The sequence below is a fragment of the Ruminococcus sp. OA3 genome, from assembly GCF_022440845.1.
Lineage (GTDB): Bacteria > Bacillota > Clostridia > Lachnospirales > Lachnospiraceae > Ruminococcus_G.
Genome location: NZ_JAKNTO010000001.1, coordinates 3,837,672 through 3,859,418, shown reverse-complemented (window position 1 = coordinate 3,859,418; position 21,747 = coordinate 3,837,672). Strand labels below are relative to the sequence as shown.

17 protein-coding genes, 10 tRNA genes and 1 rRNA gene are annotated in these 21,747 nt (G+C 45.5%); 20 read left to right on the top strand and 8 right to left on the bottom strand.

The window, feature by feature from the left end; translation table 11 throughout:
* Positions 1–294 precede the first annotated feature (294 nt).
* From MCG98_RS17745 to MCG98_RS17705, 9 genes are all read left to right on the top strand, one after another.
* Positions 295–3,188 (top strand): 23S ribosomal RNA (locus MCG98_RS17745).
* A 277-nt stretch (positions 3,189–3,465) separates the two neighbouring features.
* Positions 3,466–3,537 (top strand) — tRNA-Asn (locus MCG98_RS17740).
* An 8-nt stretch (positions 3,538–3,545) separates the two neighbouring features.
* Positions 3,546–3,617, top strand: a tRNA-Glu gene (locus MCG98_RS17735).
* 20 nt (positions 3,618–3,637) lie between these two features.
* A tRNA-Thr gene (locus MCG98_RS17730) sits at positions 3,638–3,710 on the top strand.
* Between the two features lie 4 nt (positions 3,711–3,714).
* Positions 3,715–3,788, top strand: a tRNA-Ile gene (locus MCG98_RS17725).
* A 39-nt stretch (positions 3,789–3,827) separates the two neighbouring features.
* Positions 3,828–3,901: transfer RNA gene (locus MCG98_RS17720), tRNA-Asp, on the top strand.
* A 24-nt stretch (positions 3,902–3,925) separates the two neighbouring features.
* Positions 3,926–3,998, top strand: a tRNA-Val gene (locus tag MCG98_RS17715).
* 28 nt (positions 3,999–4,026) lie between these two features.
* A tRNA-Leu gene (locus tag MCG98_RS17710) sits at positions 4,027–4,112 on the top strand.
* 84 nt (positions 4,113–4,196) lie between these two features.
* Complete coding sequence (locus MCG98_RS17705) at positions 4,197–4,616, top strand: C-GCAxxG-C-C family protein (RefSeq protein WP_240303193.1); 420 nt, start codon at positions 4,197–4,199, stop codon at positions 4,614–4,616.
* A 488-nt stretch (positions 4,617–5,104) separates the two neighbouring features.
* Here MCG98_RS17705 and MCG98_RS17700 read toward each other — a convergent pair whose 3' ends face one another.
* Genes MCG98_RS17700 through MCG98_RS17690 form a run of 3 tightly spaced genes read right to left on the bottom strand, consistent with a single transcriptional unit; the run spans position 5,105 to position 7,522 of the window.
* Complete coding sequence (locus tag MCG98_RS17700) at positions 5,105–5,836, bottom strand: ABC transporter permease (protein WP_240303192.1); 732 nt, start codon at positions 5,834–5,836, stop codon at positions 5,105–5,107.
* 1 nt (position 5,837) lies between these two features.
* Entirely contained in the window at positions 5,838–6,611 is a 774-nt protein-coding gene (locus MCG98_RS17695; protein WP_240303191.1) for an ABC transporter permease, read from the bottom strand.
* Positions 6,608–7,522 (bottom strand): ATP-binding cassette domain-containing protein, encoded by a 915-nt coding sequence (locus tag MCG98_RS17690; RefSeq protein WP_240303189.1) that lies wholly within the window; start codon positions 7,520–7,522, stop codon positions 6,608–6,610. Before MCG98_RS17690 ends, MCG98_RS17695 begins: the two co-directional genes overlap by 4 nt.
* A 202-nt stretch (positions 7,523–7,724) precedes the next feature.
* Here MCG98_RS17690 and MCG98_RS17685 point away from each other — a divergent pair, with 202 nt between their 5' ends.
* Positions 7,725–8,429, top strand: coding sequence for a response regulator transcription factor (locus MCG98_RS17685; protein WP_240303187.1), 705 nt, complete (start codon positions 7,725–7,727; stop codon positions 8,427–8,429).
* A 17-nt stretch (positions 8,430–8,446) separates the two neighbouring features.
* Positions 8,447–9,826: a HAMP domain-containing sensor histidine kinase gene (locus MCG98_RS17680; RefSeq protein ID WP_240303186.1), complete on the top strand. Its 1,380-nt coding sequence runs from the start codon at positions 8,447–8,449 to the stop codon at positions 9,824–9,826.
* Between the two features lie 8 nt (positions 9,827–9,834).
* On the opposite strand, the gene MCG98_RS17675 is transcribed toward MCG98_RS17680, so the two are convergent.
* Positions 9,835–10,776: an AEC family transporter gene (locus tag MCG98_RS17675; RefSeq protein ID WP_240303185.1), complete on the bottom strand. Its 942-nt coding sequence runs from the start codon at positions 10,774–10,776 to the stop codon at positions 9,835–9,837.
* A 369-nt stretch (positions 10,777–11,145) separates the two neighbouring features.
* The gene (locus MCG98_RS17670; protein ID WP_240303184.1) at positions 11,146–11,364 is read right to left on the bottom strand and encodes a helix-turn-helix domain-containing protein; all 219 of its coding nucleotides are present in this window, start codon (positions 11,362–11,364) and stop codon (positions 11,146–11,148) included.
* A gap of 133 nt (positions 11,365–11,497) precedes the next feature.
* Here MCG98_RS17670 and MCG98_RS17665 point away from each other — a divergent pair, with 133 nt between their 5' ends.
* The gene (locus MCG98_RS17665; RefSeq protein ID WP_240303183.1) at positions 11,498–12,397 is read left to right on the top strand and encodes a GGDEF domain-containing protein; all 900 of its coding nucleotides are present in this window, start codon (positions 11,498–11,500) and stop codon (positions 12,395–12,397) included.
* A 48-nt stretch (positions 12,398–12,445) separates the two neighbouring features.
* On the opposite strand, the gene MCG98_RS17660 is transcribed toward MCG98_RS17665, so the two are convergent.
* Complete coding sequence (locus MCG98_RS17660) at positions 12,446–13,807, bottom strand: MATE family efflux transporter (protein WP_240303182.1); 1,362 nt, start codon at positions 13,805–13,807, stop codon at positions 12,446–12,448.
* A 240-nt stretch (positions 13,808–14,047) separates the two neighbouring features.
* On the opposite strand from MCG98_RS17660, the gene MCG98_RS17655 reads away from it, so the two are divergent.
* A complete protein-coding gene (locus MCG98_RS17655) occupies positions 14,048–14,983 on the top strand; it encodes a DDE-type integrase/transposase/recombinase (RefSeq protein WP_240303181.1) in 936 nt (311 codons plus the stop codon).
* A gap of 25 nt (positions 14,984–15,008) precedes the next feature.
* Here the strand turns inward: MCG98_RS17655 and MCG98_RS17650 are convergent, their stop codons facing one another.
* Positions 15,009–15,683 carry an MgtC/SapB family protein gene (locus tag MCG98_RS17650; RefSeq protein WP_240303180.1) on the bottom strand — a complete coding sequence of 225 codons (675 nt, stop codon included), beginning with the start codon at positions 15,681–15,683 and terminating at the stop codon, positions 15,009–15,011.
* 166 nt (positions 15,684–15,849) lie between these two features.
* On the opposite strand from MCG98_RS17650, the gene cysK reads away from it, so the two are divergent.
* From cysK to MCG98_RS17620, 6 genes are all read left to right on the top strand, one after another.
* Positions 15,850–16,782 carry a cysteine synthase A gene (gene cysK / locus MCG98_RS17645; RefSeq protein ID WP_240303178.1) on the top strand — a complete coding sequence of 311 codons (933 nt, stop codon included), beginning with the start codon at positions 15,850–15,852 and terminating at the stop codon, positions 16,780–16,782.
* Positions 16,783–16,792: 10 nt separating this feature from the next.
* A complete protein-coding gene (locus tag MCG98_RS17640; protein WP_240303177.1) occupies positions 16,793–18,100 on the top strand; it encodes an O-acetylhomoserine aminocarboxypropyltransferase/cysteine synthase family protein in 1,308 nt (435 codons plus the stop codon).
* A 22-nt stretch (positions 18,101–18,122) separates the two neighbouring features.
* Positions 18,123–18,557, top strand: coding sequence for an Rrf2 family transcriptional regulator (locus tag MCG98_RS17635; RefSeq protein WP_240303176.1), 435 nt, complete (start codon positions 18,123–18,125; stop codon positions 18,555–18,557).
* A gap of 163 nt (positions 18,558–18,720) precedes the next feature.
* Positions 18,721–18,791 (top strand) — tRNA-Gly (locus MCG98_RS17630).
* Between the two features lie 3 nt (positions 18,792–18,794).
* Positions 18,795–18,867 (top strand) — tRNA-Gly (locus MCG98_RS17625).
* 46 nt (positions 18,868–18,913) lie between these two features.
* Positions 18,914–18,986 (top strand) — tRNA-Phe (locus tag MCG98_RS17620).
* A gap of 69 nt (positions 18,987–19,055) precedes the next feature.
* On the opposite strand, the gene MCG98_RS17615 is transcribed toward MCG98_RS17620, so the two are convergent.
* Positions 19,056–20,231 (bottom strand): iron-containing alcohol dehydrogenase, encoded by a 1,176-nt coding sequence (locus MCG98_RS17615; protein ID WP_240303174.1) that lies wholly within the window; start codon positions 20,229–20,231, stop codon positions 19,056–19,058.
* 220 nt (positions 20,232–20,451) lie between these two features.
* Between MCG98_RS17615 and glyA the strand changes: the two genes are divergently transcribed.
* Complete coding sequence (gene glyA, locus MCG98_RS17610) at positions 20,452–21,690, top strand: serine hydroxymethyltransferase (RefSeq protein WP_240303173.1); 1,239 nt, start codon at positions 20,452–20,454, stop codon at positions 21,688–21,690.
* Positions 21,691–21,747: the final 57 nt, after the last annotated feature.

Genomic DNA, 21,747 nt, shown 5'->3' with positions numbered 1-21,747 from the left:
ATACCGGAATACAATCAAATACGAAGAAGCAGATGGAAGCAAGCTTCCAGCGTCTCTTAGCATCTGATTGTGCAGATGTACCTTGAAAACCGCATATACGAAAATATCTATATTGATAACATCTCTTATCAGCGAAGCTGATAAGCAAGAAACGTTAGAGATAGGAAAAGACATCCGAGGAACCACAGGCAGAGATGCATGTGGTGAATCAAACATTGTAAACGCAATGAAACGAAACGCTCGATGCGAAAGCATCGCAAGTACCGACTGTTCCAAACGCTATTGGAGCAGGAAGGTCAAACAAGAAAGAGCGCAGGGTGGATGCCTTGGCACTAAGAGCCGATGAAAGACGTGATAAGCTGCGAAAAGCTTCGGGGAGGAGCAAATATCCTACGATCCGGAGATCTCTGAATGGGGAAACCTGCATACCCAAACGGTATGTATCCATACGCCAATTCATAACGTATGGAGGGGAACCCGGGGAACTGAAACATCTAAGTACCCGGAGGAAAAGAAAGAAACATCGATTTCCAAAGTAGCGGCGAGCGAAATGGAAGGAGCCTAAACCAGCATGCGTGCATGCTGGGGTTACGGACTGCAGAAAGTGACTTCAATGCTAGTAGAATGGTTTTGGGAAAGCCAGCCAGAGAGGGTGAAAGCCCCGTATACGAAAGCAGGCGAGAGCGAGCAGGATCCAAAGTACCGCGAGACACGAGAAACCTTGCGGGAAGTCGGGGGGACCACCCCCCAAGGCTAAATACTCCTTAGTGACCGATAGCGCATAGTACTGTGAAGGAAAGGTGAAAAGGACCCCGGGAGGGGAGTGAAAGAGAACCTGAAACCCTGTGTTTACAAACTGTGGAACCACTTTACAGGTGGAACCGCGTACTTTTTGTAGAACGGTCCGGCGAGTTACGCTGGCTGGCAAGGTTAAGCACTTCAAGGTGTGGAGCCGAAGGGAAACCAAGTCTTAATAGGGCGATTAAGTCAGTCAGAGTAGACCCGAAACCGGGTGATCTATCCATGTCCAGGTTGAAGTTGCCGTAAAAGGCAATGGAGGACCGAACGCACATCCGTTGAAAAGGGTGGCGATGAGGTGTGGATAGGGGAGAAATTCCAATCGAACCCGGAGATAGCTGGTTCTCCTCGAAATAGCTTTAGGGCTAGCCTCATGAGAGTCTTTTGGAGGTAGAGCACTGAATTTCCTAGGGGGCGTCAAAGCTTACCGAAGAATATCAAACTCCGAATGCCAGTAAGATGATTCATGGGAGTCAGACTATACGAGATAAGTTGGATAGTCAAAAGGGAAAGAGCCCAGACCACCGGCTAAGGTCCCAAAGTGTGTGTTAAGTGGAAAAGGATGTGGGATTTCGAAGACAACTAGGATGTTGGCTCAGAAGCAGCCATACATTCAAAGAGTGCGTAATAGCTCACTAGTCGAGAGGTCCTGCGCCGAAAATGTCCGGGGCTGAAACACAACACCGAAGCCGTGGGATGGTAGCAATACCATCGGTAGAGGAGCATTGAAGACGCGAAGAAGCGGTACCGTAAGGAGCCGTGGAGAGTCTTGAAGAGAGAATGCCGGAATGAGTAGCGAGAGAGAGGTGAGAATCCTCTCGGCCGAATATCCAAGGTTTCCAGAGTAAAGCTGATCTGCTCTGGGTAAGTCGGGGCCTAAGGCGAGGGCGAAAGCCGTAGTCGATGGACAACAGGTTGAGATTCCTGTACTGCAAGGTAACAGAACTGTGGGGACATATGTGGAAAGTGCAACCCTGGAATGGAATCCAGGGGCAAGCGAGGTAGGAGTAAGGCAGGCAAATCCGCCTTACAATCCGAAGGCGTGATGCGGACCGAAATAAAGTAGGGAAGTGCATGAGCCATGTATCAAGAAAAGCCGCTATTGTTTACCGTGTACCCGTACCGTAAACCGACACAGGTGGATGAGGAGAGAATCCTAAGGCCGACGGAAGAAGCATTGTTAAGGAACTCGGCAAAATGACCCCGTAACTTCGGGAGAAGGGGTGCCATCGAAAGATGGCCGCAGAGAATAGGCTCAAGCAACTGTTTAGCAAAAACACAGGTCTATGCAAAACCGAAAGGTGAGGTATATGGGCTGACGCCTGCCCGGTGCTGGAAGGTTAAGAGGAGAGGTTAGCCGCAAGGCGAAGCTTTGAATTTAAGCCCCAGTAAACGGCGGCCGTAACTATAACGGTCCTAAGGTAGCGAAATTCCTTGTCGGGTAAGTTCCGACCCGCACGAAAGGCGTAATGATTTGAGCACTGTCTCGACAATGCATCCGGTGAAATTGAAGTACCAGTGAAGATGCTGGTTACCTGCGCCAGGACGGAAAGACCCCATGGAGCTTTACTCCAGCTTGATACTGGGATTCGGTATTGCATGTACAGGATAGGTGGGAGACGAAGAAACACGAACGCCAGTTTGTGTGGAGTCAATGTTGGGATACCACCCTTGCAGTATTGGATTTCTAACCAACAGCCGTGACCCGGCTGGGGGACAATGTCAGGTGGGGAGTTTGACTGGGGCGGTCGCCTCCGAAAGGGTATCGGAGGCGCTCAAAGGTTCCCTCAGAATGGTTGGAAACCATTCGCAGAGTGCAAAGGCAGAAGGGAGCTTGACTGCGACACCGACGGGTGGAGCAGGTACGAAAGTAGGACTTAGTGATCCGGTGGTTTTAAGTGGGAATGCCATCGCTCAACGGATAAAAGCTACCCTGGGGATAACAGGCTTATCACTCCCAAGAGTTCACATCGACGGAGTGGTTTGGCACCTCGATGTCGGCTCATCGCATCCTGGGGCTGTAGTAGGTCCCAAGGGTTGGGCTGTTCGCCCATTAAAGCGGTACGCGAGCTGGGTTCAGAACGTCGTGAGACAGTTCGGTCCCTATCCGGCGTGGGCGTAGGATATTTGAGAGGAGCTGACCTTAGTACGAGAGGACCGGGTTGGACTGACCACTGGTGTACCGGTTGTTCCGCCAGGAGCATGGCCGGGTAGCCAAGTCGGGAAGGGATAAACGCTGAAGGCATCTAAGCGTGAAGCCCCCCTCAAGATGAGATATCCCATACGTAAAGTAGTAAGACCCCTTGAAGACGACGAGGTAGATAGGGCAGAGGTGGAAGTGCAGCAATGTATGGAGCTGACTGCTACTAATCGGTCGAGGGTTTGACCTGAACACTTAGAGAGTGCAAGACGAAGTCGAAGCAGGAACTTAGTGTGAAGGTCGTTCGATAGAACAAAGCGAGATCGAACTTCCCCTGTATAAGCAGAAGGAAGCAAGAGAAGCGAGATCGGACTTCCCCTGCATAAGCAGAAGGAAGGAAGAGAAGCGAGATCGGATGACCCGAAAGAAGACGGTAGAAGCGTGGATGGATGTAATAGTGTATGCGGTTTTGAAGGTATCTCCTTCTAACATAAAAAAGACCTGCTGAAAAGCAGGATAAAAGATGTTCCTCGATAGCTCAATGGTAGAGCATTCGGCTGTTAACCGAAGGGTTGTTGGTTCGAGCCCAACTCGGGGAGCTTTTTTCGGCTCCATGGTCAAGCGGTTAAGACACCGCCCTTTCACGGCGGTAACAGGGGTTCAAATCCCCTTGGAGTCATTGGTATTGTTTAACACTATGCCGATGTGGCTCAATTGGCAGAGCAGCTGATTTGTAATCAGCAGGTTATCGGTTCGAGTCCGATCATCGGCTTTGTGGACCTTTAGCTCAGTTGGTTAGAGCAACCGGCTCATAACCGGTCGGTCCTGGGTTCGAGTCCCCGAAGGTCCATTTGGTTTTAAAGAGGTCACAACAGAAGAAAAAGAATATGGCCCAGTGGCTCAGTTGGTTAGAGCGTCGCCCTGTCACGGCGAAGGTCGAGGGTTCGAGTCCCTTCTGGGTCGTTATAACTTAATAGTTATATTTATGGGATCTTAGCTCAGCTGGGAGAGCATCTGCCTTACAAGCAGAGGGTCATAGGTTCGAGCCCTATAGGTCCCATTTGTATGTTCAGACATACATGATGTATGCCGCAGTGGCGGAACTGGCAGACGCACAGGACTTAAAATCCTGCGAGGGTTAAACTTCGTACCGGTTCGATTCCGGTCTGCGGCATCATAAAAAGGTTTTAACCGAAAGGTTAAAACCTTTTTAATTTTGCAGGTTATAATAAAATTGGGAATATGGAAAGGATTTGAAATGAATGATTTCATAGAGAAAAAAGTTCATGAGCTGTATTGGGAAAGAAATATAAACTGTGCCCGGACAATGCTGTTATGCCTAAGCGAATTATTTCATATGGAATGTGAGCCTCAGATCCTGCATTCGGCTATTGGTTTACACGGTGCCGGGGGCTACAGGGCTCAGTGCGGGCTGGTAGAAGGAGGCTTGATGTTTATTGGGATTTACAGCAGTAAACGGGGGAAAAGCGAAGATGTGATTGCTGGTGAATGCTATACATATGCGGATAAATTTACTGATAAATGGGGTTCGCTCAGATGCCGTGAACTGCGCCCCGATGGATTCACTCCTGCTGACGAGCCTCATAAGTGCGAAAAGCTAACATGTGAGGCGGTCAGATTTACTTATGAATTTATTCAAAAAATCTCTATGACTTAAATATGACAGCTCCAGATACTGTACTGACAGTACCTGGAGCATTTATCTTTACGTTTAGCTTACCGCGTATCTTTGCAAAATGCTATAAATTGGTTAATTTTAGCTAAAAGCTATTTTTTTATACCGTGCCACAATGGCTGGGATATCTATTTTCTTTTTGCTATGTGCTTTGATTTAAAAGAGCAACTTCTTAAGAACGGTCTGTAAAAGAGAATTTTTAATAAAACAACTGCATCCTGCGGATGAAGGGGCAATAGTTTCTGAATAGTGCCTTATATCGGGCAGGGAACGGATAAAGTAGCGGGAAATTTAACACCTCGTCAACGGACTCCGATTCCACTGTATTATATATCCCTGAAAGTTATCTCAGATAAACAGTATCCATACACCCTGCGCGAATCGTGCTGGAAAGATTATCATGATGGGCAGGGGCATAAGTTATTGTCAGAATTTATAAAGCAAATATTTGCGAACAAACCTAAAGCAATTCAGGTCTTGATATCACATCTTTTGAGAATCTGAATGCCGGTTCCAATGGAAAACAGAGAATATATCAGGATACTCAGTATGAATAACCAAACCCCACCCGCCAGCGTATCAATGTTTTTATTTGAGTTCATACCGATCAACATCAGCGAGTATGGCCAGTAAATACCCTTTCCCATATTATTAATGAGCAATCCCAGAAAACTGCCCACCAGGGCAATTCCAATCGGAAGGGAGAAACTTCGAATCAGCATGGAAAGCAGGAGCTGCAAAGCACCGATTGCTATCCCGGCAAGAGTTCCGCGCAGCAGCCAGAGAATGATTTCCGGAGGGATAAAACCCGGAAGTCCACAGAATTTGCCGCATAAAAAGAACAATATACACAGCCACATCTGAGTGATCAGCGTAGTTTTTAATATGACAGTAAGTTTGGACAGGAATGTGCAGGAGACAGGAACCGGAGCGGTCATGAGTACATTCCAGTTGTTGTTCAGGTGTTCCAGCCGCCATAGATAAGAACAGTATAGCCCGATCAATGGGGCGTAGAAAAAACTGGCGTAAAATAAAGATAACTGCGACCATAGCGAATACCAGCCGCTTTTCAGCAATTCCAGGTTTTGAAGATAATTGAATACACCCATCACGGCCGGAATACATGGAATAAGGAAACAAGCCAGCCAGATGCAGGAGTGTTTTATTTTCAGATTTTCAGCTTTTATACAATGAAAGAGCATTTTAAACATCCTTTCTCAAAAACAGTGTGATGCCTGCCAGGTAAATGATAATTCCAGCGATTAAAAATATAATAAAATCAGTTGTTGGAAATGGAATATCAAAATAAGTAATGATACGTGTCTTGGGATCCCAGTCCATTCCGAGTGGTGTAAACATCCCAAAGTAACCCCACAGTACAAAACGCGACACTGCCCGTGGAAAGTACATGGAGAACAATCCCAGAAACGAACCGCAAAGTCCCACAATCAGAGGCATAAGCTGATTTTCAGACAGCAGTGAAAGAGTTTGCTGTACAATCAGGACCACGGTACCAACAAGTAATGTTGAGATGAAATTAAGTAATATCAGGCCTGGCCGCAGCGGTTCTGTAAAATGAAAAATCTGGCCGCATCCAAGAATCAACAGTATTTCACCCAGTGTAAAAATAAAAAGATATTTAATACCGTATAATAATTTACAATTATAGAATGAAGAGCGGCGCTGGAGCGTAAACAATAATTTTAATGTGGCTCCCTTAATTTCCATATCACACAGGCGGCTGGCGATCACAGCCAACATGACAGGCATAAAAATAGCGTTCATCATCGGAAGCTGATAGAGCAGTGAAGTATAGCCCTGGGCAAGTTGTGAGGGTGTGGCAGTTTTGTTGCCCCACAGACTCCAAAGGAACAGAATCAGGAGAACACCTGCAGGAAATATCAGTACATGGCGATGTCTGGCCTTCTTTTGCTCGGCAGCTATTTGTTGTATGAGGTATGTGCCGTTGGAAGTCATAGACTCACTCTCCTTCCAGTCAGACTTAAGAAAATCTCTTCAAGACTCATCTGATGTTCTTCCAGCCGGAGGACTCCGATACCCTCTGTGACAACACAGCGTACAGCCTGAGTGATACTGCGGTCATCCGTGCGGAACAGGCAGAGCTGGTCTTCTTTCAGCGCAGCGGGAAGTCCCGCATTCTTCAGACATTGCAAGGATGCGTTGTCATCTGTAGTCTGCAGATACATACGACATTGACTGTGTTCATGCAGGGTGATGAGGCTGTCCTGGAATATCAGTTCTCCTTTGTCAATGATCCCAACATGAGTGGCAAGCTGGTCGATCTCTCCAAGGAGATGACTGGATACGAGTATTGTCATTCCGTAGCGTGCGGGCAGCGAGATGATCAACTCCCGCATCTCATGAATACCGGCCGGGTCGAGACCATTTGTAGGCTCGTCAAGAAGCAAAAGCTTGGGACGGCCAAGCAGGGCTGCAGCAAGGGCAAGACGCTGTTTCATTCCGAGCGAATATTGACGCACTTTCTTATGCTGTTGTTTTTCCATTCTCACAACTTTTAATACCTCATCGATATATGTCTCCGGTATGTTTTTTAAAGTACAGATAATTTGCAGGTTTTCGCGTCCAGACAAATGCCCATAGTAGGCGGGGGATTCAATCAGAGAACCTGTGCTCTTTAAAATCTCCAGCCGATTCTGTTTTGTGACCGGTTTGTCAAGGATGGTGATATGGCCCTGGGTGGGCTTTACAAGACCCAGCACCATTTTTAGGGTGGTGGACTTGCCAGCACCGTTTGGTCCGAGAAAACCGTAAATACTGCCTTCAGGAACTTTGAGATCCAACTCTTTTACAACATCTTTATTACCATACCGTTTCGTGAGGGCATCCGTTGTAATTACTGTATTCATATAAACCTCCTCCTTAAGCGTCTGTACACAGACACTGTTTCATGATTTATTAACAGCTTACAGTAATCTCCTTATTTCATCCTGAACTGTGCCTTACTTTTTCCTTAAATATTTTGGAAAGGTAATGCGGGAATCACAAAAATATCTTATAATTCTAAATATCGGACTGGAGTGTTAATATAAGATTTTTATGGAGGATGTTATGGATTTGTATGACTGCAGGATACTGCTGGTAGATGACAATAAGGAATTGTTAAAAATGATAGAAGAGATTCTGGAAAAAGGAGGATATCGGAATATATCTGCCGCTGCGTCCTGTGCACAGGCGCGGCAGATGTTCGAACGGGTACAGCCTGACATGGCCATTCTGGATATTATGCTGCCCGACGGAGATGGATTTACACTGTTTCGGGAATTTCGTGAAAAGAGAAATATGCCGATTCTATTTTTATCTGCTAAAGACGAAGATAATGACAGGCTGTTCGGCCTGGGACTTGGAGCGGATGACTATATTACAAAGCCATTTTTACCGCGTGAGCTGCTGCTCAGAATTGGAGCAATTCTGAAAAGGACATATTTTTATCAGAATGAAATGCATGCCGAACAGGAAGCTTTGCTCCTGGGAAAACGGGAAGTAAATTTTGAAAATGCGACTGTATGTTTTGGTACAGAGACGATTAGCCTGACAGCAAAAGAATTGTTGCTATTGAAGAAGCTGAATGACAACAGAGGGAATATAGTCACATTTGATGCCCTGTGTCAGACGGCCTGGGGAGATCATTACTATGGATATGAGAATACACTGATGGTGCATATCCGTCATCTGAGAGAAAAAATTGAGGAAGATCCGTCTCATCCGAGATGGCTGTTGACTGCCCGGGGTCTCGGATATCGTCTGGCAAAGTAGAAAGGAGATAAGAAAGTGTGAGCAGTTTGGCTAAGATTATCAGAAAATATATATTCACGGCTGTTCTGATTGCTGTCGTGGTGCTGGTGATGAACAGCAGCGTGCTGATCTTTTTAGGCAGTCAGGTATCAAAAGATGATAAGACAGCTGGTTTGACGAGGGATCAGATGGAAGCTGTCACACAAGAGCTGAAGTATGACGACGGGACATATGTAATGTCAGAACAGGGTTACGAAATTCTTGAAAATGCCTCCTTTGTATGGGCAATGCTCATTGACCCAAATGGCCGGGCAGTGTGGAGCTGGCGTCTACCGGAGGAAATACCGGAATATTATACAGTGGCAGATATTTCTGTACTGAGCAAATGGTACCTTAAAGATTATCCTGTAAGAACCTGGAAATATGGCGATGGAATCATGGTATATGGCTGTGATAAAGACAGTATCATGCGCATTAATGGAACGTACTCCCTGCGGTTTCTGGATTCTGTGCCGTACAATGCTGTATGGGTTATCGTGATCAATCTGTCGCTGATTCTGGTACTTGCACTACTGTTTGGATATCGTTTTTTCCGGGCGCTGAAGCCGATAACTGATGGTATCGAAAGCCTCTCAAGGAAAGAAAATATATCGCTGGCAGAGAAAGGAATTGCAGACGGACTTGCCAAAAAGCTGAACCAGACCTCGCGGATCCTGGAAGAGCAGAATAAGCAGCTTGCCAAGAGGGATAATGCGCGTACCAACTGGATTTCAGGAGTCTCACATGACATCCGCACACCGCTCTCACTGATCATGGGATATGCAGATGCTTTGGTGCGGGATCATACAATGGGAGAGGAGCAGAAAAAAAAGGCGGCTTCCATTCAACGTCAGAGTCTGATGATTAAGAAACTGATCGATGATCTGAATCTGACTTCCAAGCTGGAATATGATGCGCAGCCGCTCCGTCTTCAGAGATACTCACCATCTGAACTCCTGAGAGAGATTGTTACTTCCTATTACAATGATGGGTTGTCTGATAATTATTTCATTGAACTGGATGTAAGACGCGAAGTGGAATCTGTAATGCTCAATGGTGATACAGCGCTGCTTAACCGTGGGTTTCAAAATCTGATTGGAAACAGTATTCGGCATAACCCCGGGGGATGCAGTATTCATATCGAGATGAGACTGTGTTCTCAGGGAGTGGAAATACTGTTCAAAGATACCGGTATCGGTATACCGGCAGCCGTAATCAAAACACTTTACACGCAGAAACCAGATCCCGAAAAACATCCGCATGTCATGGGACTCAGAGTGGTGAAACAAATTATCGCGGCGCATAACGGTCTGATGGAGTTTATCAGAAAACCATCCGGTAATTATGATGTCAGTATTATACTTCCGGAGCGGTTATAAAGAAGCAATTAACTGACATAACCAAAACTTCTGAGAAACAGGATCAGCAGGAAGATACTGATGATGCAGCCGGCGGAGGTTGTTGCTATGATTTCACCGGCAAGCTGCCCATTTCCTCCCATAGCCTGTGCCATGGGACCTGATGCCACTGCGGTGGGGGAGGCAAAAACAGCAAGCAGGCCTACAAGTTCAACATCACGGTATCCAAGGAGGATTCCGATTGCGAGCCCTATGACAGGTATGATGAACAGACGCCCGGCAATGACCACACTTAACTTTTTCCTGTGATGCTTCATACTTCTGAATGATAACATGCCGCCCAGGCAGATCAGCGCAAGGGGGGAAGCCATTTCCCCCATCTGGACCAGAGTACTTTCAAAAACTGAGGGTATCTGTATACCGGAGAGGGAGAACAGGATTCCCAGTATTCCGCCGACAACAAGGGGGTTTGTTACAATTCCCTTCAGGGCATGCCTGAAACTGGCTTTTTGTCCCTGAAAAGATTCAAACAGTATCACGGACAGTACATTATATAGCGGGACAACAAATGCAGACAGCGCCGCAATGATGCCGATATCGCGGTTCGGATAGATATTGGTACCGACGGTTATTCCGAAAAGAACGAGATTGCTCCGGTAAATACCCTGTATCATGACAGCGGCGTCTGGTCTGGTCTTAACAAACCTGGGTACTATGATACACAGCAGAAGATAGAAGATAATCACAGCCAGCATCGCGTAAAGAAGAAGCGGCATATCCAGCGAAGAAGTGAAGTCGGATTCATAGATATTGATGAAAAGCATGACAGGAATAAAAATTTTAAAGATCATGTTGTTCAGGGACCGGAAGTTTTCCGTATCCAGGATACCCAGTTTTCGAATGATAAATCCGGTCAGCATATAAAGAAATAGTGGAAACACCACAGTAAATGATAAAATTAAATGGTTCAAAGGTCAGCCCCCTTATATGATTCTGTAGCAAAAAATATTTTATGGTAAATGCCTGCAGGAAATATTATATATGATATGGAAATGAAAAACAATGAGATACGAAAGGAATATTAATACCAGAAGGAGGGCCGGTACAACAGTACCGGCCGTATGAAAAAACTATCTATAATAAATGAAAATTGTTGTTAGGCGAGGACGAACAACTATTCATCGGGGAATAACCGCTGCCCTCTTTTTAGGATAGATTCAGTATACCGGATAAGTGTGTGCAGATTGTGACCAGAAGTTAAAGGATTTATAAAGAGTTGATGAAGAAAGTCTGATCTTCCAGAATGGAAGAATCAGACTTTTTTGGACATTTTAAGTAATTCAGAGCAGCTGATCGTCTTCGGATGGAACGTAACGCGCGATGTCGCTGATATTACAATGCAGGATCCGGCACAGGTCATTGACTGTCTTCATAGATATGTCTTTGTTGTGTTTCAGGCGGTGAAGTGTACTGTGCGAGAGATGATGCTTATTTGTTAAAGTATACCAGTTTTCTTTGGAATTTTTCAAAGTTTCCCAGAAAGGGGAGTAATCTATCATGGGCATCCCACCTGACCTTTCTAAAAATAGCATAGAAGATATACAAATACTTGAATATCTTCGTAATAACGAATATAATCAGTATAGGAATAAATAGTAGGATTAATACTGGATTTGGGGAATCGGTAGAATTATGAATGATAAAGAACAGATGAAATTGTATGGCGTATGGACAGAATGTCTGAAGATTATGAGCAGCGGTGCGATGGCTGAGGAAGTGATGCCGGAAATACTGCGGCTTCTGGCAGAATACTGCGCCTGTAAATGCGCGTCTATCTATGAGATTGATGAAAATGAGACAAATCTGAATCTACTGTGTGGTTGGAAAGATGACATGACAGGAAATATCGCAAGTCCATTAAAGGTCAGACTGGCTGATATACTTGAGAACGCACAGGATGGACTTATTTTTTGCCGTGATAAGAATAATTCCGTGAATTTTATGGGCTGTCTTCTGGAGGCGGATAACAGGCTGATAGGACTTCTGGGGATTGAAAAACCACGTGTGGTGTCGGAGACTTTTTTCTTAAAACATATGTCATATCTTATAGCTGAGTCACTGCACAAGAAAAGGATAATGCAAAAGCTGGAGACGGCGGGGAGCCGGGATGCATTGACGCGGCTTAATAACCGCAGTAAATATGATCAGACGCTTTTAGAGATTGAGCGTAAGCCTCCGGGTAGTCTGGGAACTATTTTTTTGGATATTAACGGGTTGAAACGGGCAAATGATGAACAAGGTCATTACTTTGGCGATCAGCTGCTGATGAGTGTGGGAAGAATTTTGAAAGGTATTTTTAAAGAGAATGCATATCGCATCGGTGGGGATGAATTTGTAGTGATTCTGCCGGATGTGCAAAAAGAAGAGTTCGATGCAATGATCATTATGCTTCAGGAGAAGATAGCTGATGAGAATATCAGTGTCTCGATCGGCTGCTGTTACCGCTCTGGAAATGTAGATGCAAAAGAGCAGCTGAAAAAGGCTGATCATCTGATGTACCAGAATAAATCATTGCATTATGAGAAAATGTAACGAGGGTATCCCTCAAGTCATTCATGACTTTTGGGACACCCTCGTTCTTTACTTGATCCTGTGAATAATATTTTTGTTAATGCGCAGAAGAAATACTGTACACAGGGTTAAAGAAGCCAGTTCCGCAATCGGAAAAGCGAACCATACGGTAGACAGTGTTCCAATTTTTGAAAATAAGTAAGCCACGGGAAGCAGTATCACAATCTGCCGGACGATTGAGATGATCATACTGTATACGCCGTTTCCAAGCGCCTGAAAAACGGAGGAAGTGATAATACAGTATCCGGCAAAAACGAAGCTTAAGCTGATGATGCGGAGCGCAGGTACCCCAATTTCCAACATCTGTGGTGAAGCATTAAACATGCTCAGCAGTGCACCTGGAATAAGCTGGATCGTAATAAGCCCGAACAGCATGATTCCAACAGCATACATGACGCTCAGCTTTATTGTTTTTATCAGGCGCTCACGTTTACCGGCGCCATAGTTATACGCAATAATAGGTACCATACCATTATTCAGCCCGAAAACCGGCATAAACACAAAACTCTGCAGTTTGAAATATGCACCAAATACTGCGACCGCTGTGGACGAGAAGCGAAATAATATTTTATTCATCCCGAAGGTCATTACAGAACTGATCGCCTGCATTATAATGGAAGGAATGCCGACTGCCAGAATTTCTTTCAGGATACGTGCATGCGGGCGAAAGCCGCGGAAAGATATCAAAATGTCGGTGTTCTTTCTTAAATTAAAATATACTGCAAGCAGAAATGCGACAAACTGCCCAAAAACAGTGGCAATTGCAGCCCCTGCAACCCCCATCTTCGGAAAACCAAGGTAACCAAAAATCAAGATAGGATCCAGGATAATGTTAATAATTGCACCGGTTCCCTGAGTGACCATTGTATACATGGTACGTCCGGTTGACTGCAGCAGCCTTTCAAAAGTCATTTGGCCGAAAAGTGCAAAGGACAGAGAACTGCAGATCGTGAGGTATATGGTCCCGCTCTCTAATATTTCAGAGATATCTGTCTGCGAGTGCATGAAGGCAGAAGAACCGAAGATACCGAAGATCAGGAACAACAGAAAACTTATGGCAACCAGAAAGATTCCCTGTACTGCAGTCTGATTTGCTTTTTCCTGATTTTTTTCACCGAGACTTCTTGACAGCAAGGCGTTAATTCCGACACCCAGACCTGCGCCGACTGAAATCATCAGATTCTGTATCGGGAAAGCCATGGATACTGCGGTCAGGGCATTTTCACTGATAAATGAAACAAATATACTGTCAACGACATTGTAAAGAGCCTGTACGATCATCGAAATGATCATCGGCAGTGACATAGAAAGGAGAAGCCGGTTGACCGGCATGGTTCCCATTTTATTTTCGTGTGTTTGTAATTCTTTCATAAATTCCTCCCCGCGCTGCGGTTGTTTAGGTCCGTCCATCAAAGGCTTTGCTTTACAGCGCACTAAAGATAATTATACTGAATGGAATTTATAAGTCAATATGGTATTTAAACGTCAATAGAAATGATTTGTAGGATTACAATACATATGTTACAACTGAATAATTAAAATGCAGGGATCTCTCCTTTGTGTTATATTTTAGTCACCACAACCACAACACAAACAAAGGAGTTCCCTGCTATGGCTAGTATAACACAAGATATGAGATACCGTCTATCCCTGATCCGTTACGCTGAGAAGTATGGCGTTACCAAAGCTGCCGTTAAATATAAAACCAATCGGCAGTATATCTATCGCTGGAAACGTCGCTTTGACGGCTCTATGGAGTCCCTCCGTGAACGCTCCAGACGCCCACACAGCCATCCTAATCAGCATACGCCTCAGGAGATCAAAATGATTACCGATATGCGCAGACGTAATCCTGAGGCTGGTTTAGTCATCTTTTGGGTAAAACTTATGCAGCGCGGTTATTCCCGTTCTATTCCCGGGCTTTACCGTTTCCTTAGAAAACAGGGGATTATGGCTGTTCATCCTCCTAATCCCAAGTACATCCCTAAGCCTTATGAGCAGATGGTCTATCCCGGACAGCGGATTCAGATTGACGTGAAATTTGTCCCTTCTGCCTGCCTCATGAATGAAGCCAAAGACCAACGGTTTTATCAGTACACCGCCATTGATGAGTACTCCAGATGGCGGTTTGTGGAAGCATTTGAAGAACACAGCTCCTATTCCGCTGCCTTGTTCCTTGAGCATCTTATCAAAGCGTTTCCCTGCCCTGTCGAATGTGTCCAGACTGATAATGGTCAGGAATTTACCAAACGCTTCAGCTCTTACGGCGGTTCGGATAAACCTACCATCTTTCAAGTCCGGCTTAAGGAATACGGCATCAGGCACAAGCTGATACGTCCATTTACTCCAAGGCATAATGGCAAAGTGGAGCGAAGCCACAGGAAAGACAATGAGCGTTTCTATGCTGTCCACAGTTTTTACTCTTTTGAAGACTTCAGCAAACAGTTAAAACTCTATAACCGCAGAGATTATAATAACTTTCCTATGCGCCCACTTGGATGGAAAACCCCAAAACAGGTACTGGATAATTATCTGATGTCACTGTAACATATGTTTGACAAACCTACAGTATTTAAACGTCAATAGAAATGATTTCAGAATTATCTTTTAATAATGCCACAATATCTTCAATCTTATAGGAAGTTGGGAACTTGACATATAGCTCGATTTTTAGCTGTGCGTTTCCGACACGTGCAGCGTTTACACTGGATATTTTGATTTTTTTCTGTGTGAAAATTCGATGAAGAAGGGAGGGCAGATCTTCGTCTTCCTCGATGATCAGTACGATCCGCTCAACGATCGGTGTTTGTCCGATTAAAGGAATCTTCCGGTAGCACAGCTGGAGGATCAGGAAAAATGCTGTGCTGACAATACCGATCAGATACATTCCGGCACCGATAGCACTTCCGATCCCAACGGTTGCCCAGATTCCGGCGGCAGTTACCAGCCCGCTGACATTCATTTTACGCGTAAAAATCACACCCGCGCCCAGAAAACCTATGGCTGTTACAACGCCTGCCGCGATACGGGACGGATCAAGAGATATGCTGTTTTGTATAAGTACGTCAAAAAATCCATATTTGGAAACGATCATCATGATGGAAGACGTCATGGCAACAATGGAGTACGTGCGTACGCCGGCCAGTTTTAAGTTGCTTTCCCGTTCCAGACCAATACTGAGACCACATAGCGTAGCGACAAAAATACGAAGCAGATATTCACCCTGTTGTAATAAGAAATCCTGCATAAAAGTCCTCCTGTATGCCATGCAAATGTTTTTAACATAAGTATATAGGATATTAGAAAAATTAACAAGAAAATGTAAAGATTTTACTTGACATATCATGGAAAAAGAGTTATCATTCATATAATTCATATCAAAATAGTAGGAAATAAAAAAGGAGGATTTTATCATGAAGAAAATTTATAAGAATGCATTGGAATTAATCGGGAAGACGCCATTGATGGAAATTGAAAATCTTGCCGCGCAGGAAGGACTGAAAGCACGCGTATTAGTAAAACTGGAGTACCTGAATCCGGCAGGAAGTGTGAAGGACAGAGTTGCAAAAGCCATGATTGAGGATGCAGAGGAAAAGGGGATGCTGAAGAAAGGGTCCGTTATTATCGAACCGACTTCCGGAAATACGGGTATCGGTCTGGCAGCTATAGCAGCAGTGAAAGGTTACCGCACGATTCTGACCATGCCTGAGACGATGAGCGTGGAGCGGAGGAATATTTTAAAGGCATACGGTGCTGAGATCGTGCTTACAGACGGTGCAAGAGGGATGACAGGGGCAATCGAAAAGGCTGAAGAGCTGGCATCATCCATCCCGGAGAGCTTTATACCGGGACAGTTTGTGAATCAGGCAAATCCAAAGGCTCATATGGAAACGACGGGACCGGAGATATGGGAGGACACAGAAGGTGAGATAGATGCATTTGTGGCCGGTGTAGGAACAGGCGGGACGGTAACCGGAATAGGCGGATACTTAAAAGGAAAAAAAGACAATATTGAAATCGTGGCAGTAGAACCGAGCGCGTCTCCGGTGCTCTCAGGCGGGAAGGCAGGACCTCATAAATTGCAGGGGATTGGCGCCGGATTTATTCCTGAGGTACTAAATACAGAGATTTATGACCGTATAATACATGTGGAAAATGAAGAAGCTTTTATCGCTGCAAAAAAACTTGCCAGGGCTGAAGGGATTCTTGTGGGCATATCTTCCGGAGCAGCTCTGCATGCAGCTATGGAGATGGCACAAAGCCAGGAATTTGAAGGAAAGACAATTGTTGTATTGCTGCCAGACAGTGGAGACCGTTACTACTCAACCCCATTATTTACGGAATAGGAGAAAGACTATGAAAACTAAAAGAGCAGACAGAAACCTGAAATTTGAAACTTTACAGCTGCATGTAGGACAGGAGCAGCCTGACCCGGCAACAGATGCCAGGGCCGTTCCAATCTATCAGACTTCATCATTCGTTTTTCATGACTGCGATCATGCAGAAGCGAGGTTTAATCTTTCTGATGCGGGGAATATCTACGGACGCCTTACAAATCCCACGGAGGATGTTTTTGAACGCAGAGTTGCAGCGCTGGAAGGCGGTGCGGCAGCGCTTGCTGTCGCGTCAGGAGCGGCGGCGATCGCCTATACGTTTCAGAACCTCGCACAGAGCGGAGACCATATCGTCGCAGCTAAAAATATTTACGGAGGTACTTACAATTTCCTGGCACACACCTTTACTGAATACGGAGTGACGACAACTTTTGTTGATCCGTTAGAAGAAGGCGCATTTGAAAAAGCAATACAGGAAAATACAAAAGCGCTGTTTATTGAGACTCTTGGAAACCCTAATTCAGAAGTTGTGGATATTGAAGCAATTGCGAAAATTGCACACAGCCACAAGATACCGCTGGTCATTGATAATACATTTGGAACGCCCTATCTGATTCGTCCGATCGAATATGGGGCAGATATTGTTGTGCATTCGGCAACTAAATTTATCGGAGGCCATGGTACGACGATCGGTGGTGTGATCGTAGACAGCGGGAAATTTGACTGGGAAGCTTCCGGAAAGTTTCCGGTGTTGTCAGAACCGAATCCGAGCTATCATGGAGTAAGTTTTACAAAAGCGGCAGGTCCTGCGGCATTTGTTACAAGAATTCGTGCGATTCTGCTGCGGGATACAGGGGCAACATTGTCACCATTCCACGCGTTTTTGTTTTTGCAGGGGCTGGAAACACTTTCTCTGCGTGTAGAACGTCATGTAGAGAACGCGCTGAAAGTGGTCAGCTATCTTAAGAACCATCCGCAGGTGGAGGCCGTACATCACCCGTCAGTATCAGCTGACGATAAGCAGCAGAGTCTTTACAGTAAGTATTTTCCAAACGGCGGAGGCTCGATTTTTACATTTGAAATCAAAGGTGGAAAACAGGAAGCAAAAACCTTTATTGATAACCTGGAGTTGTTTTCGCTGTTGGCCAATGTTGCAGATGCCAAATCACTGGTGATCCATCCGGCGACGACGACACATGCGCAGCTGAATGAGGAAGAACAGAGAGAACAGGGAATTCTTCCGAACACCATCAGGCTTTCCATCGGACTTGAGAATATCGACGATATCATAGAGGATCTGAAAGAAGCTTTTGAGACTGTAAAGGAATGATCATGCTGATCAGGAGGGAGCTATGAAAATATCCACAAAAGGGCGTTATGCACTGCGGCTGATGCTGGATCTTGCCCTTCATCAGGGAGAAGGTCCGGTTCGTATTAAAGATGTGGGTCAGAGGCAGGAAATCTCTACAAAGTATCTTGAACAGATTATTTCCATTCTGGTCCGGGCAGGATATGTAAAAAGTTTACGCGGTGCTCAGGGAGGCTATCAGCTGGTCAGGCGTCCGGAGGAATATTCAGTTGGAGCGATTTTAAGACAGACGGAGGGAAGTCTTTGCCCGGTTGCCTGCCTCGAGGATGAACAGAACCAGTGTCCCAGGCAGGGAGAGTGCGTAACGCTTCGTATATGGAATGAGCTTGATGCCGCTATTAAGAGCGTGGTTGATAAATATACGCTGGCGGATCTGATGGAATGGCAAAATGAAAAGGTATTGGATTACATTATTTAGATAATTGACCAGTGCAGGAAAAACCCGCTTACTATGCCGAGGGCTATGCAGGCGGGTTTTGGTGTAGTTAAATGGCATAAAGAATCAAAAAAAGAAAAAATAAAAAAAATTTATAAAACCTATTGACATTCATAACAAATTATATTAGAATACATTTTGTCGCGCGGGTGTAGTTCAATGGTAGAACACTAGCCTTCCAAGCTAGATACGTGGGTTCGATTCCCATCACCCGCTTAGGCGCGAGTGGCTCAGTTGGTGGAGCGCGACCTTGCCAAGGTCGAGGCCGCGGGTTCGAGTCCCGTCTCGCGCTCTCTATTCCCCAGAAATCTTAACAGGGTTTTTGGGGATTTGTTCATGCCCGGATAGCTCAGTTGGTAGAGCAGAGGACTGAAAATCCTCGTGTCACTGGTTCGATTCCGGTTCCGGGCATTTATGGAAAAACAGACTGCGTTCTTTGAGTGAAATCAGAGAACGCAGTCTTTGTTTTAAAAATGAAATTTACCTTGCCATCTCATATATCTTACGGATATCTTCTATATTAAGCGGTTTGATCACACCGATCGTACGTTGATTCTCAAAGCTGCATTTATAAGCAAGGGTATTGAGCTGTTCTTCGGTCAGTGTAATTCCCATCTCTGAGATAGAGGTAGGCATATTGACGAAGCGATAGAAGTTTTCCATGGCTTCGATTCCCCTGAGAGCTGCTGCTTTCAAGTCGCATTCACATGGAATGTCAAATACATTGGCTGCGAACTGAGCAAAACGTTCTGTGTTATACGGCAGGACATAGCGCGCCCAGCTGCCCCATACAGCGGCAAGACCGGCTCCGTGCGCGATATCGAACATTCCGCCGAGCTCATGCTCCAGCTGATGGGATGCCCAGTCTCCGCCGTCTGTGCCGCAGCCCATCAGGCCGTTGTGGGAAAGGCTTCCTGCCCACATGATTTCGGCTCGGGCATTATAATTTTCAGGTTCCTGGACCAGGATCCGGGCATTCATCATCACTGTTTTCATGAGCGCTTCACACAGTTGGTCCGTCAGTTCCATGGTCTGATTGTTGAAATACCGCTCCATAGTGTGCATCAGGATATCCACGCAGCCGCTGGCAGTCTGGTAGGCTGGCAGTGTGTAAGTGAGTTCCGGGTTCAGCACCGCGAACCGGCAGCGGCAAAGATTGCTTTTGTAACTGCGTTTCAGCCATCCGTCCTCATTGGTCAGTACCGCTGAGTCGCTCATCTCACTTCCGGCGGCAGCGATGGTGAGAACACAGCCAATCGGCAGACATTGATCTGCCACGCGCTTTTTGCTGAAGAAATCCCAGACATCCCCCCCGCATGCAGCTCCGTATCCGATTGCTTTGGCTGAGTCAATAACACTTCCGCCGCCGACGGCAAGGATAAAATCAACCCCCTCCTTTCGGCATAACTCAATGCCTTCGCGGGCTTTTGAGATACGGGGATTCGGAACGACACCGCCGAGAGACACATAGTCTATGGAGGCTTCTTTTAATGAAGTATATATGCGGTCCAGAAGCCCCGATCTGACGGCGCTTTGTCCGCCGTAATGAACAAGGACTTTTTTGCAGTTCTGGTCTTGAATCAGTTTACCGACCTGTGCTTCGGTATTCTTGCCGAAAACGACACGGGTAGGGGTGTAGTATTCAAAGTTTAACATGAATGATTCCTCCCTTTTTGAATTTTCTTTTAATTCTATTAAAGCAGATTTTTTGAGAACCGTAAAGTATAAAAAGAAAATGTGGGGAAATGGAGAATTGTGCGAAATAACGATTGCAAAGTGGACGGGATTCTCGTATAATGATAAAACAGTGTAGTCCGGGAAGGTCGTTCCCGGAGCAGGAAATAATGGACATAAACAACAGCCAAGGAGGAAAGTCATGTATTCAATTCATGAAATAGAAAACGTAGATCCGGAAATAGCAAAAGCAATTGAGGATGAAATTGCCAGACAGAATTCACATATTGAACTGATCGCATCGGAAAACTGGGTGAGCAAAGCCGTTATGGCGGCAATGGGATCACCGCTGACTAACAAGTACGCAGAAGGATATCCGGGAAAACGTTACTATGGTGGATGTGAATGCGTTGATGTTGTTGAGGAGCTGGCAGTTAACCGTGCAAAACAGCTGTTTGGATGTGAATATGTGAATGTGCAGCCGCACTCAGGAGCACAGGCTAATATGGCGGTATTTTTTGCTGCCCTGAAGCCGGGTGATACTGTTATGGGAATGAACCTGGCACATGGCGGACATCTTTCCCATGGAAGCAAGGCGAATATGTCAGGGGCATATTTTAATATTGTACCGTACGGTGTCAATAACGACGGATTTATCGATTATGATGAAGTGCGCAGAATTGCACAGGAATGCAAACCGAAAATGATTGTATGCGGTGCAAGCGCATATGCGAGAACGATTGACTTCAAAAAATTCCGTGAGATTGCAGATGAGGTTGGTGCATATCTGATGGCTGATATTGCACATATCGCAGGACTGGTGGCAACCGGAGAGCATCCGAGTCCGATTCAGTATGCACATGTGACAACGACGACAACACATAAGACACTGCGCGGTCCCCGCGGCGGTATGATCATGTGCAGCAATGCCATTGCAGAGGAGCTTCATTTGAATAAAGCTGTATTCCCTGGAATCCAGGGAGGTCCGCTGATGCACGTGATCGCTGCAAAAGCTGTCTGTTTTAAAGAGGCGCTGCAGCCGGAATATAAAGTATATCAGTCAAATATTGTAAAGAATGCGAAAGCACTTTGCGCGGGTCTTATGAACCGTGGAATTAAGATTGTATCCGGGGGAACGGACAATCATCTGATGCTTGTTGATCTGACAAATACGAATGTAACGGGAAAAGAGATGGAGCATCTGCTGGATGAGGCAAACATCACCTGTAATAAGAATACAATTCCGAATGACCCGCAGTCTGCGAATGTGACTAGCGGTGTTCGTCTGGGAACTGCTGCCGTGACAGCACGCGGTATGAATGCAGATGATATGGATAAAATTGCTGAGGCGATTGCTTTAATGATAGAAAGTGCTGACAACAGCAGTAAAGCAAAGGCCATTGTAGAAGAACTGACAGCGAGATATCCGCTGAATGCATAAAACTATTACGGAAGAAAACGCTCTTATTTTGAGGGCGTTTTTCCATTTGCTGTGAGG